At 51.6% G+C, this 12,286-nt stretch carries 12 protein-coding genes; 3 read left to right on the top strand and 9 right to left on the bottom strand.

The genetic code is table 11. From position 1 onward, the window contains the following. Positions 1 to 9: 9 nt before the first annotated feature. A complete protein-coding gene (ytxJ, locus tag KQJ23_RS13490; protein WP_216479417.1) occupies positions 10 to 354 on the bottom strand; it encodes a bacillithiol system redox-active protein YtxJ in 345 nt (114 codons plus the stop codon). Positions 355 to 461: 107 nt separating this feature from the next. Beyond that, the gene (locus KQJ23_RS13485) at positions 462 to 902 is read right to left on the bottom strand and encodes a hypothetical protein (RefSeq protein ID WP_216479416.1); all 441 of its coding nucleotides are present in this window, start codon (positions 900 to 902) and stop codon (positions 462 to 464) included. Positions 903 to 1,036: 134 nt separating this feature from the next. Between KQJ23_RS13485 and KQJ23_RS13480 the strand changes: the two genes are divergently transcribed. Beyond that, on the top strand, positions 1,037 to 1,564 hold the full coding sequence (locus KQJ23_RS13480) for a type 1 glutamine amidotransferase domain-containing protein (RefSeq protein WP_249529767.1): 528 nt from the start codon (positions 1,037 to 1,039) through the stop codon (positions 1,562 to 1,564). A gap of 271 nt (positions 1,565 to 1,835) precedes the next feature. Here KQJ23_RS13480 and ptsP read toward each other — a convergent pair whose 3' ends face one another. The 6 genes from ptsP to KQJ23_RS13450 form a co-directional block, all read right to left on the bottom strand. Then, complete coding sequence (gene ptsP, locus KQJ23_RS13475; RefSeq protein WP_216479414.1) at positions 1,836 to 3,554, bottom strand: phosphoenolpyruvate--protein phosphotransferase; 1,719 nt, start codon at positions 3,552 to 3,554, stop codon at positions 1,836 to 1,838. Positions 3,555 to 3,727: 173 nt separating this feature from the next. Continuing rightward, positions 3,728 to 4,153 carry a CoA-binding protein gene (locus tag KQJ23_RS13470; RefSeq protein ID WP_216479413.1) on the bottom strand — a complete coding sequence of 142 codons (426 nt, stop codon included), beginning with the start codon at positions 4,151 to 4,153 and terminating at the stop codon, positions 3,728 to 3,730. Positions 4,154 to 4,180: 27 nt separating this feature from the next. Further along, on the bottom strand, positions 4,181 to 5,473 hold the full coding sequence (gene aroA, locus KQJ23_RS13465) for a 3-phosphoshikimate 1-carboxyvinyltransferase (protein ID WP_216479412.1): 1,293 nt from the start codon (positions 5,471 to 5,473) through the stop codon (positions 4,181 to 4,183). A gap of 35 nt (positions 5,474 to 5,508) precedes the next feature. After that, the gene (locus KQJ23_RS13460) at positions 5,509 to 6,030 is read right to left on the bottom strand and encodes a shikimate kinase (RefSeq protein ID WP_430522301.1); all 522 of its coding nucleotides are present in this window, start codon (positions 6,028 to 6,030) and stop codon (positions 5,509 to 5,511) included. Between the two features lie 181 nt (positions 6,031 to 6,211). Next, positions 6,212 to 7,621 (bottom strand): NADP-dependent phosphogluconate dehydrogenase, encoded by a 1,410-nt coding sequence (gene gndA, locus KQJ23_RS13455; protein WP_216479410.1) that lies wholly within the window; start codon positions 7,619 to 7,621, stop codon positions 6,212 to 6,214. A 162-nt stretch (positions 7,622 to 7,783) separates the two neighbouring features. Beyond that, positions 7,784 to 8,380, bottom strand: coding sequence for a hypothetical protein (locus KQJ23_RS13450; protein WP_216479409.1), 597 nt, complete (start codon positions 8,378 to 8,380; stop codon positions 7,784 to 7,786). Positions 8,381 to 8,566: 186 nt separating this feature from the next. Between KQJ23_RS13450 and KQJ23_RS13445 the strand changes: the two genes are divergently transcribed. Further along, positions 8,567 to 9,190 (top strand): YktB family protein, encoded by a 624-nt coding sequence (locus tag KQJ23_RS13445; RefSeq protein ID WP_216479408.1) that lies wholly within the window; start codon positions 8,567 to 8,569, stop codon positions 9,188 to 9,190. Here KQJ23_RS13445 and KQJ23_RS13440 read toward each other — a convergent pair. Next, positions 9,182 to 10,495, bottom strand: coding sequence for an MFS transporter (locus tag KQJ23_RS13440; protein WP_216479407.1), 1,314 nt, complete (start codon positions 10,493 to 10,495; stop codon positions 9,182 to 9,184). The genes KQJ23_RS13445 and KQJ23_RS13440 overlap by 9 nt on opposite strands. A 195-nt stretch (positions 10,496 to 10,690) precedes the next feature. On the opposite strand from KQJ23_RS13440, the gene KQJ23_RS13435 reads away from it, so the two are divergent. Further along, complete coding sequence (locus KQJ23_RS13435) at positions 10,691 to 12,166, top strand: aminotransferase class I/II-fold pyridoxal phosphate-dependent enzyme (protein WP_216479406.1); 1,476 nt, start codon at positions 10,691 to 10,693, stop codon at positions 12,164 to 12,166. Positions 12,167 to 12,286: the final 120 nt, after the last annotated feature.

Below are 12,286 nucleotides of genomic sequence, written 5' to 3'. Positions count from 1 at the left end.
GATAACGCTTTAATTCGCTAAGACTTCCTCTAATGCGTCTGCAGTAATTCTCGAATGGGAGGTGTTCCAAACCGCCTGTCCGTTCTTGACCAGAATCGCCTGCGGAGACTCATGCTTGACCCTCAGCTTGTCCGCAGCCTCATTGGATATCTCCCGATCTTCCACTACATAAATCAAACCGTATGTAACTTGTGCATTCGGCTTCTGATTCAAATAAGCTTCTGCTTCCCGATAGGCTCGCGCACTGACCGGGCATCTTGTGCTGTGCTTGAACAGCAGAACCGGCTGGTCTGCCGACTGTGTCAGCAAGGCCGATAGTTCCTCTTTGGAGACGATTCTTTTCCATTCCGGCATGAAGTTTCATCCCTTTCAGAAAACTGCTTTTTCATTTTCTAATCATATCTTACCAAAAAAAGAAAGTTAAACACAACTCCATTTAAGAAAATCATCTAAAATTCTCATTATTTCGCCCCAGAAAATTGGCGTTTGCTAACAAAACTCGACAGAGTGGCTAAACGGACCGTGATTTCATCCATCCAATTTTTGTCGTCCGATTTTTGGGCACAGCCATATAAGTCGAGCAAAAGATTAATTCGCTCCTCACAGCTCTTCACCAACATGGCCTCATTGAGCTCACCTTCCAGCATCGGATCCGTGAACAAGCCGTACAGGACGTTAGCCAGTTCATTCATCTCAGAAAACAAGATTAATCCGGTCTCGCCCTTCTCCTCCAATTGAAACAGAAGATCCAGCAGATCGGATTTCACAGCAGGAAGTACTTCATAGCGTTCGCAATCATCACATTCCATAATCGGCACCCGGTCTACCTGAATCCCATTCTTGTATATAACCAGACGGAAGCCGAGGCTCATACGATGTCCGCAACGGCATAGCTTGCGCACAGGATCACCTCATCTAATCATCAGCAATTTTCATGGAAAAAATTTTAATGAATCACAACTTTTTGATACAATCTAAATATTACGGATGGAAAGGGCTGCTCGTCAACGGAAATAATAGACAGGAGGAGACGGATTTGAGATTATATGGTAAAAGAATCATTGCCTTGGTCGATGATGAATTTGAGGATTTGGAGCTGTGGTATCCGATTTATCGCGTTCGTGAAGAAGGGGCGACTGTACATCTTGCCGGCCCGGAGAAAGGCAAAAAATACATTGGAAAATACGGTGTTCCCGCGGAAAGCGAGCTTTCCTTCGACGAATTGTCTGCTGCTGATTATGACGGCATTCTTGTTCCCGGCGGATGGGCCCCGGATAAGCTTCGCCGCTACAAGCAAGTGCTTGAGGTGGTCCGAGAGCTGCACGAAGCAAAGAAGCCGATCGGGCAAATCTGTCATGCGGGATGGGTGCTTATTTCGGCAGGGATTTTAAAAGGGGTCACTGTCACCTCAACCCCAGGCATTCGCGATGATATGGAAAATGCGGGGGCCATCTGGAAGGATGAAGCCGTCGTCGTTGACGGCCACATTATTTCAGCACGCCGGCCGCCTGATCTGCCGGAATACGGTAAGGCATTTGTGGATGCCGTTGCAGGACAGTCCTAAATCGAGTTATTTAAGTTGAACTACTGAATTTTACGTTCTGGGGGCAACGTGTGAAGTGTGCTTACGATCGCTGTTGTTCGCGGATTTCTCTAATTGAACTAAGATATTATACGGTAGAAATCCGCTCACAAAGGCGAACGCTAACGCTTCTTCAGTACACTTCACACTTATGCCCCTTCTACGTAGTTTTCTAGTTCGACTCATGATAGAAGGGTAAGGGCAATTTCACGGAATCGGTTCATTCCATGAAATTGCCCTTTTCGCTATGTCTTTAACTTTTTGTCCATTTAGCAAGTGCTGCTTCAATCTCTTCACTGGTTGTGAGCGTATAGCAGTGCTTGCCCTGCTCCATACCCTCGGCCAATGTGCTGTTCAGAATCCGGTGCTTCACTCGAAGCAGGGATTGAGGCGACATGCTCAGATTGGTCACACCAAGATAGAGCCAGAGCGGGAGCGCCCTCTCATCGCCGGCCATCTCCCCGCAGACGCTAACGGAAATCCCGGCTTCCTTGGCCGCAAGCACCGTCTGCCGCAGCAAACGAATGACGGCCGGATGATATGGATGATAGAGATGTGCAACCTTCTCGTTCATCCGGTCTACGGCCAACACATATTGAACCAGGTCATTCGTGCCGATACTGAAGAAGTCAACCTCTCGCGCCAGCAAGTCGGCGATTGCGGCTGCCGCAGGAATCTCAATCATGATTCCTGTCTCAATCTCATGGTTGAAGGGCTGCTCACGGCGTAATAGCTCCTGCTTGGCTTCTTCCAGAAACGCATTGGCCTGCCGCACCTCTTCCAGGGTGTGGATCATCGGATATAAAATCTTGATCTGTCCGTAGGCACTTGCCCGTAGAAGCGCCCGGAGCTGGGTCTTAAACATCTCAGCCTCATCCAGACTGATTCTAATCGCTCTGAAGCCGAGGACAGGATTCTCCTCCTCAAACAGGGGGAAATACTCCAGTTGCTTATCTCCTCCAATATCAAGCGTACGAATCACTACCGGATGCCCGCCCGCCGCTTCCACGACCTGTCGATACACTTCGAACTGCTCCTCTTCGGATGGAAAGGTAGGACGGTCCATATAGAGAAACTCCGTCCGGAACAATCCGACCCCTTCGGCCCCATATTTGACCGCTTGCTCTACATCCTTCACAGAGCTAATGTTGCCGGCTAGTCTCATGCGATAACCGTCCTTGGTGACCGCTTCGACCGAAGCCAGCAGTTGAAGCTGCTCCTTGCGCAGGCGCTGCTCCTCGGCAATACGGTTGAACTGCTCAAGAAGCGCCCGGGAAGGCTCCCGGTATACCGTGCCCTCATCCCCGTCAATGATGAGCAGATCGCCGGTTGAGAGCGGCTCTTCCGTCAGGCTTTCCAGCCCCGACACCAACGGGATTCCGAGTGCGCGGGCCATAATGGCGGAATGGGAGGTCTTTCCGCCTGACATGGTCACCATCCCGAGAACATTTTCCGGATTCAAATGAACCAATTGGGAGGGAGACAGCTCCTTAGCCACCAGAATATAAGGCTGTGTATCAGAAGGCAGCGTGATCTCCGGTGTACCCAGCAGATGCTTCAGCAGCCGGTTCCCTACGTCCTTAATATCCAGTGCCCGCTCCTTCATGTATTCATCATCCAGCAGGTCGAACATCGTGACGAAGTGGTCGATGGCTTCTTTCACAGCAACCTCGGCCGCTTTATACTGACGCTCGATGATTCCTTGAATTTCACTCATAAATACAGGATCGTCAAGAATTGCAATGTGCGCATCGAAAATGCTGGATTCCTCAGCACCGACGGTTTCCCTGATTTCGTTCTTCATGACCTCGATCTCGGTCTTGGACGTACGGATTCCTTCGTACAGGCGCTCAAATTCCTTGGCCAGATCCACCTTTTCCATCCGGCGATCCGGAACATCCCATTCCCAGGCGGGCAGCACAAAAGCCTTGCCGATAGCTACGCCCGAGGCTGCACCGATACCCTGTATCATGTTTCGACCCCCTAATCTTCTGCCGTACTTATTCTCGCAAGTTAGGATTTGCTTCTCTCTAGTTCCTTATGGTAAGCCCAGCCTGTCAAATTTGTCAAAGGAAATTCCGCGGAACGAAAAAAGACCCGGATGGTCTGGACACAGCCGGGTCTGCCGATCATGGCTTGATTCATTTATCTTTTTCCGAGCAAAATGCTGTCTTCTACCTTGATACAGCGATCCATGATCGCGGTAAGTCCGCCCTCGGCAGCGATGTTCCCTGCCTCCTCGCTCACGATGCCCTGCTGCAGCCACAGCACCTTCGCCCCGATTTGAACGGCTTCACGTGCAACCTCTGGCGTATGCTCGCTGCGGCGGAATACATTCACGATATCAACCGGCTCCGGGATGTCGGACAGGGAGGCATAGACCTTCTCTCCTAGAATTTCACCCTGCACCGCAGGGTTTACCGGAATGATCCGGTAGCCTTTTTGCTGCATGGCAGCAGCAACCATATACGAGGTACGGTCGCTTTTGTCCGACAAACCTACAACAGCGATATTGCCTGCCTTTTCAAGAATCTCCTTGATTTGCTCGCGATCCGGATTTTCAAATGCCACAAAGCATCTCTCCTTTCAGACTCAAGCTTATTTTACCCATTCCACCGAAGCGCCAAGCGCCTGCAAATGGTCGAAAAACTGCGGATACGATTTAGCTACATGATGCGCATCCTTGATCAAAAGCGGCTCCTTGCAGCGTAAGCCGACAACGGTAAGCGCCATGATAACCCGGTGATCAAAGTGAGCATTGATCGTGGCGCCGCCTTCCAGACCGCCAGGTCTGCCGTGCACAATGATCTCTGATCTGCCTTCCTCGACCTTCGCTCCCGCCTTCTTCAGCTCGTTCAAGTAGTCTGTGATCCGGTCACATTCCTTATACCGCAAGTTCTCTACGTTATAGAATCTAGAGGTTCCATCCGCAAAGACGGCGGCCGCCACCATCGCAAGCACGGCATCCGTCGCCGCATCGCCATCGAATTCAACCGGACGAAGGCGGCCATTACCTGTTACATGAACCGTATCATCCTGGTGCTTCAGCGGCACATCCATCATCTGCAGCACGTCTACAATCGCCCGTTCGCCCTGCTTGCTCTTCTCCATCAGGCGATGTACCTTCACATCGGATTTCATGACGGCCGCAGCCGCCAGAATCGCCGCAGAGCCAGGATAGTCCCCTTGGACCGTATAGCTCTTGGCCTGATAAATCTGGCGTCCAGGCACGCGGAACCGGGAGTAGTCGGAGGAAGCATCGATCTGGATGCCCGCCTGCTCAAGCACCTCAAGGGTCTGGCCGATGACGACCTTCGACTTCAAATCGCCGAGCACCGTAATCTCGCTGTCCTCTTCCAACAGAGGCGTTAAGAACAGCAGGGCGCTCAAATATTGGGAGCTTACCTCGCCGGAGACCGATATTTTGCCGCCTTGCGGCTTCCCGCCTCTAATCCGGATCGGCAGCTTGCCGTCCTGATGCTCGATTTGCACGCCCATGCCTTCAAGCGCAACAATCAGATCGCTGTGCGGCCGCTTGCCAAGTGAATCAGGATAACTGTTCACGAAGGTAACATCCGGACAGAGCGAGGCGATCGCCATCAAAAATCGCAGCACCGCCCCGGCATTGCCGACATTCAGCTCCTTCACATCGTGCGGACGGCCTCCGAAGCCGGTGATCACAATCTTCTCTTCATCCTCTTCCAGCACAGCGCCCAGATCCTGAATGCAGCGGCGCATGGCATCGCTGTCTTCGCTATGAGCCGGATAATAGACCGTACTTGTTCCTTCTGCCAGAGCGGCAACCAATAAATAGCGTGTCGTATAATTTTTTGACGATAATGCTCCGATTTCGCCATTCAATTCCGGTGTAGGTCTCACGATCAAGTCCATGGATACAGCTCCTCTTCATTCAATTCGCTAATTGATTAATTCGATGAACCGCGGTAATGCGTTAAAATTTCAGCCGATACTTCTTCCGGACTTTTCCCGGAGGTATCGATGATCACATGGGCAAAATCATACGCCTGCCTTCGTTGCTCCAGTAAAGCCTCTATCCGAGATCTGGCTCCGCCGGCCAAGAGCGGCCGCCCAGGGTCCTCGCCGACCCGGCTGACAATCTCGTCCAGGGTAGCCTTCAGGGCCACGACCCAGCCCCGAGAGGTCATCTCCAGGCAGTTCTCTTCGCGGAGCACCGCACCGCCGCCAGTAGCCAGGATAATGCCTTCCTGTGTCAGCACGTCCCTCAGAACAGCGGCCTCCAAGTCTCGGAAATAGGGCTCTCCCCGCTCTGCAAACAGCTGCGGGATCGGACAACCGGCCGTCTCAGAGATCAAGGCATCCAGATCAACAAGCGGATAGCCTGTCTCCTCTGCCAGCCTTGCGCCAACGGTTGTCTTGCCGGTGCCCATCATGCCGATCAGCACGATGTTATCCTGCTTCTCCTTCACCATCTCACCCGCTTAGGCACAGCCTGCTTCATCAGGCCGCCGTATTTAACTTTTTCATATCACAAACTTTTTTTCATATCATAACACACGCCGGAAGCTTTCGGCATCCAGATTAAAAAAAGGCGCCGCAGCCTGCGGATTTTCCGCGGCCGGGCGCCCTTCTTCAAGCAAGCGTCTGCTCTTAGAACCATTGATGGTGGAATACGCCTTCCTTGTCCACCCGTTGGAACGTATGAGCGCCAAAGTAGTCGCGTTGTGCCTGCAGCAGGTTGGCTGGCAGACGCTCCGTACGATAGCTGTCATAGTAGGAGAGCGCGCTGGAGAAGCCGGGAACCGGAATTCCGTTCTCCACAGCAGCTGCCACAACTTTACGCCATGCGTCCTGATAGCTTTCGACTACATTCTTGAAATAGGAATCAAGCAGCAGGTTCTTAAGCTGCGGATCACGATCATAAGCATCCTTGATATTTTGCAGGAACTGCGAACGGATAATGCAGCCGCCGCGGAAGATCATCGCAATGTTGCCGTATTTCAAATCCCAGCCGTATTCATCGGAAGCATAGCGCATTTGAGCGAACCCCTGGGCATAGGATACGATCTTACTGGCGAACAACGCCTTGCGTACCTGCTCAATGAACTCCGCCTTGTCGCCGGCGAAGGATTTCACTGCAGGACCGCTCAGCACTTTGCTTGCCGCAATCCGCTCGTCCTTCATGGCGGACAGGAAGCGTGAGAACACCGATTCCGTAATCATGGAGAGTGGCACACCAAGGTCCAGCGCGCTTTGGCTTGTCCATTTGCCCGTACCCTTTTGTCCAGCAGCATCCAGGATCACGTCAACCATTGGCTTGCCGGTCTCTTCATCGTACTGCGAGAAGATATCTGCCGTGATCTCGATCAGATAGCTGTCCAGCTCGCCCTTATTCCATTCGGTAAAGATCTCATGAAGCTCCTTGGCATCCAGACCCAGAACATCCTTGAGCAAATGATAAGCCTCGCCAATCAGCTGCATATCTCCATACTCGATACCGTTATGAACCATCTTCACATAATGGCCTGCACCGTCAGGTCCGATATATGTACAGCAAGGATCACCGTTTACTTTAGCCGAAATTGCCGTCAGAATCGGTTCAACCAGCTTGTAGGCACTCTCTTGTCCGCCAGGCATGATCGCAGGACCGTTCAGCGCCCCCTCTTCGCCGCCGGATACGCCGGTACCGATAAACCGGAAGCCCTTTTCTTCCAGCTCTTTGCTGCGGCGCTGCGTGTCCGGGAAGTAAGCATTGCCCCCGTCAATAATAATATCGCCTTGATCCAGGTAAGGCAGCAGGCTCTCAATCGTAGCGTCTGTCGCTTTACCGGCTTGTACCATAATTAAAATTTTGCGCGGAGCTTCCAAAGACTCAACAAATTCTTGCACAGAGAATGTGCCCACAAGCTTCTTGCCCTTACCTTCATGTTCAAGAAGGTCATGCGTCTTCTCCGGGGAACGGTTAAACACCGATACGGTGAAGCCTCTGCTTTCAATATTCAAGGCCAGGTTTTTGCCCATGACAGCCAGGCCGATAACGCCAATCTGTTGTTTTGACATATTCTCCATCCTTTTCTCACTTTTTTAACAATAATATCATTTTAACTCTTTTGAGTACAGACGTTAAATCGTAAATTCCGATCTCCTTTTCCACAAAACAATCCCCCTGAGTCTCAGGGGGCTAAGCCAAACCCGGCGAAAGCTGTTGTATGATCGTTCTCCTTACCACTCAAGCTGAAGTAGCAGCCGTCTGATCTTTTTCAGCCGCTCCTTGCACTGCTCCGAAGCCGTTCGATCCCCGCTCTGAAGCGCTTCATGCAACCGTTCAAGCTCGTGATCCAGCTCCCGCTGAAGCTGCTCCAGCTGCCGCTCGGCCGACTGGGAGATGAACAGGTCGATCATTTGCTCCGCGTCCATCATCATGTTTTTCTGATACAGGATCCGATGCTCTACCCCCGTAATCTCAACAAGACGGATAACCTCTCCGAACAAAATGTTCTCCACCAGGATCTGCCGATCCTTGAAGCGTTTCACTACGGCATGCCCCCGCAAGTCGCCGATCAGCTTCTCCAGCCACTCCGCCAGCCTCGCATCGCGGATTACGTAGTCACCGGCCAGCCGGTATTCTTGACCCATGCGCTGAAAATGCAGCTTGGTCAGCTTGCGGCCCGTGCGCACAGAGATAATGAATACATCTTCATTTTCGCTCCAATATAAGGAATATCCATCCTGGATCAAATCGCGAATCAGCTGCTGTATGTGCCGGCGGTCAAAACGGAGTTCCAGATTGCAGTATTCCACTTCATAGCTTTTATTCACGGCACTCCCTCCCTATCGAATGACACTCCTGCGTTTACTACATCCTATGTAACGGGACTTGGTTTATTGATTATTTTTACCCGTTTCGGGCTATTTCTGACGCAAGCAGGCGTCATGGCCTGTGCTATAATAAAGACTTAGGACATGATGTTCGACAGGAGAAGACTTTTGACAGGAGGAATCAAGATGACTTATCCCGGATTTACCGGACAAGATTTCGATAGCTTGACTGTGCCCGGGCTTGAGCCGCGGATGAACGCGATCATTACCCATATCAGACCGAAGCTTGAGGAGCTCGGACAGTCCTTTGCTCCCCTTCTTTCCGCACTGTGCGGAGAAGAGATGTATCCTCATGTGGCCAAGCATGCCAGACGCAAAGTAAACCCGCCAAAGGATACCTGGGTAGCCTGGGCGCCTAATAAACGGGGCTATAAAGCATTCCCGCATTTTGAGGTTGGCATGTTTGAATCTCATTTATTCGTGATCTTTGCAGTTATTTACGAAAGTCCGAATAAGTCTATTTTCGCCGAATCTTTACGGAAACAAGCCTCCAAGTATAAAAAGATGCTGCCAGACCATTTTTACTGGTCCATGGATCATATGGATCCGGGAGGAACGCCCAACGGAGAGGTTAGCGTCAAGGGCCTGCAAGAAATGGCGGAAAAGCTGCGGACTGTTAAAAAAGCAGAAATTCTCTGCGGCCTGCGCATTGACCGCGATGATCCGCTGCTGATGGATGGAGGGCGCCTCTCCACCACGATTGAGGAGACATTTACGGCGCTGCTTCCATTGTACAAAGCTTCATTCTAAGCGATCCCTGTCCGCTGCCGGTGGAAGTGCTTCTTGCCCATCGCGGCGGACTTTTTTGCGTAAGAGCCGCAAATGGAGGAGAAACAAAAGGCCCATCGCCCCGGCGCTTGCGAGGAACGGAGCATGCGGACCGAAGAAGTCCCAAAGCCTGCCGGACACGACCGGGCCAATCACCATGCCTGTCCCTTGAATGGCAAGGAAGAATCCCCAGACCGCCCCCTTTTCTTTCTTTGGCAGAAGTGTCGATACCATCGTATTCCAGGACGGAAGGATACAGGCATAGCTGGCCCCGATCAGAATGACAAGCCCCCATACCAGCAAATCCGGCATTCCTTTTGCATACGCGAACAAGCCGATGGACACGGAAGCCGAAGCGAATCCGGCATTCAAAAACGAGGTCGTTCCCCATTGATCTGCCAGCCGTCCGACCGGGATAAGCCCCAGCACAGTAAATCCCCCGCCCACAATCAGCATGAGGCTGAACTGCTCAGGTGACAGTCCCAGCTCGGTTCGCACAAACAGAGTGATCACTGGTGTCAGCAGCCCCACGGCAAAAGATTGCAGGAATAACGCCGGATACAGCAATCGGCTCACATGAATATTTCGCCGCACCTCTCCTATCGTCTGCACCAACCGCTCCTGAAGATGCTTGAGTTTGTCAAATGGCTTTGCTGTATTAGCTTCTTCTCTCCTTGGAGCCTCCTCTATTTCCGCCGGCTTTTCTGCGCCAGGCAATGCCAGTGAAATCAGCAGAACGACTCCGATGCAGCCAAGCAATACGCTGAACACCAGGGAATAGGAAATTCCGACGAGAAAATTAATCAGGACCGGACCAAGTCCTGTCCCGCCCAGACTTGAAATTTGAATCACACCCATGGCTGTGGCAAAATTCTGATTCTTCTCCGTAACCGATGACACCCCCAGCATGACGCAGGGCCACAAGGGAGAGGTCCCCGCCCCAAGCAGCGCGCAGCCGAGCACTATGTAGCTGATCTGATGCGTGAAGGCAATCAGCAGGACCGCAATCAGCATAATACTGATGCCCAGCGTCATCGTGAGCCGGAAGCCGATTCTTCCGATCAGCCAGCCGGCAGGGGCCCGGAACAGATTGTCACCGATATATTGAGTGGAGAATGACAAACCAATCGCGAGAGCGCTAAGACCCAGCACATCTCCCATATAGACAGGAAGAATAGAGACCAAGAGCGCGCCTTTTACAAATTCAATCAAAAACATCATCGTCCACAAGCAGATAAAGGTGGGCGTAAGCAACTTACGGTTTACTTTCGGCAAAGGAATCTCCATGTGATCTCCCCCCTCCGTTTACAGTCTGATTATGCTCCGTCTATCCTATTATTTCCTCTCCGGGCTTCATCATAACCCTGTATATTGCCTTGCGGTATCCAAGACGGATTTCTCCTAAAACTTCGCTTGCATTCCGGGCCCATTTTGCTATACTCAAGCTTGTTGAAAATTTACATGAAAGGCAGGGACGGCTCTATGGATCATCAAAAAACGCCGCTATTCACCGCACTGAAGCAGCACGCTGCTGCTGGTCCCATACAGTTTCATATTCCCGGGCACAAAAAAGGGCTCGGAACCGATAACGAATTCCGCGAATTTATCGGCGATAACGCCCTTGCTATCGATTTGATCAATATTGCTCCGCTCGATGATCTTCATCAGCCGACCGGAGTCATTGAGGAAGCGCAACAGCTCGCCGCCGATGCATTCGGCGCTGACTATACCTTTTTCTCCATTCAGGGGACAAGCGGGGCCATCATGACCATGGTCATGTCTGTCTGCTCTCCAGGGGACAAGATCATCGTCCCGAGAAATGTCCATAAATCCGTGATGTCGGCTATTATTTTCGCCGGCGCCAAGCCCGTATTCGTATCTCCGGCTCAGGACGAGAATCTTGGAATAGACCACGGGATTACTACCTCTTCGGTTCGCCGCGCTCTGGAGCGGCATCCTGATGCGAAGGCAGTGCTTGTCATCAACCCGACTTATTTCGGGGTATGTGCTCATTTGCAGGAAATTGTTGAGCTTGCGCACAGCTTCCATGTGCCTGTGCTCGTAGACGAGGCGCATGGCGTGCATATTCATTTCCACGAGGAGCTGCCAATGTCTGCAATGGAGGCCGGGGCCGATCTCGCGGCTACCAGCGTGCATAAGCTTGGCGGGTCTATGACCCAGAGCTCCGTGCTTAATCTCAACGCCAAGAACGGATACATCAACCCTCAGCGGGTGCAGACGATTATCAGCATGCTGACTACAACCTCAACTTCTTATGTGCTGCTGGCTTCGCTGGATGCGGCCCGAAGAAATCTCGCCCTTCACGGGCATGAGATGATCCGGGAGACGCTTGAGCTTGCCCATGATTTGCGAAGTAAAATCAATGAGATCCCTGGTCTGTACAGCTTCGGCCGTGAAATTCTGGGCGGCGAGGCTACCTTTGATCTGGATCCGACTAAGGTAACGATTCATGTTCGGCACCTTGGCATAACCGGCTATGAGACAGAGAACTGGCTGCGCGAGCATTACCGGATCGAAGTCGAGCTTAGCGACATGTATAATATTCTCTGTATCATTACCCCTGGAGATACGAAGGAATCGGTGGATACCTTGCTTGCGGCCTTGCGGGAATTGTCAGAGACCTACTATAAAGAGAACAATGCTAACGAATTGGTGGTTAAAATTCCGGAGATTCCGCATCTTTCGCTGATTCCTCGGGACGCCTTCTATGCGGATACTGAGGTTATTCCGTTCAAGGAGTCTGCAGGCCGGATTATTGCGGAGTTCATCTATGTTTACCCGCCGGGAATTCCAATCCTGCTGCCGGGTGAGGTGATCTCCCAGAGCCATATCGACTATATCGTCGATCATGTAGAGGTCGGGCTGCCAGTTAAAGGCCCGGAGGATCGTTACATTAATCAGGTGAAGGTCATCGTTGAAGCAAATCCAATTTTCTAAAAGAGATCAAAAAAGAAGCTCCCTTGCGGGCAATGTCATTAAGTTAGGGTAATTTCAAAACCAAGAAGTCAATGAAATTTAAAATGGCACGGGGATAACCCCTGTGCCGTTTGCTTTTGG

The sequence above is a fragment of the Paenibacillus brevis genome (genome assembly GCF_018919145.1).
GTDB classification, from domain to species: Bacteria; Bacillota; Bacilli; order Paenibacillales; family Paenibacillaceae; genus Fontibacillus; species Fontibacillus brevis.
The sequence above is the reverse complement of the archived record's forward strand: the minus strand, read 5'-3'. Positions and strand labels throughout refer to the sequence as shown.

Bases quoted from the DNA above. Each gene is read 5' to 3' on its own strand.
- ytxJ (WP_216479417.1), bottom strand. From the start codon at position 354: ATGCCGGAATGGAAAAGAATCGTCTCCAAAGAGGAACTATCGGCCTTG.
- ptsP (WP_216479414.1), bottom strand. From the start codon at position 3,554: ATGATACAGGGTATCGGTGCAGCCTCGGGCGTAGCTATCGGCAAGGCT.
- aroA (WP_216479412.1), bottom strand. From the start codon at position 5,473: ATGGACTTGATCGTGAGACCTACACCGGAATTGAATGGCGAAATCGGA.
- gndA (WP_216479410.1), bottom strand. From the start codon at position 7,621: ATGTCAAAACAACAGATTGGCGTTATCGGCCTGGCTGTCATGGGCAAA.
- KQJ23_RS13445 (WP_216479408.1), top strand. From the start codon at position 8,567: ATGACTTATCCCGGATTTACCGGACAAGATTTCGATAGCTTGACTGTG.
- KQJ23_RS13440 (WP_216479407.1), bottom strand. From the start codon at position 10,495: ATGGAGATTCCTTTGCCGAAAGTAAACCGTAAGTTGCTTACGCCCACC.
- KQJ23_RS13435 (WP_216479406.1), top strand. From the start codon at position 10,691: ATGGATCATCAAAAAACGCCGCTATTCACCGCACTGAAGCAGCACGCT.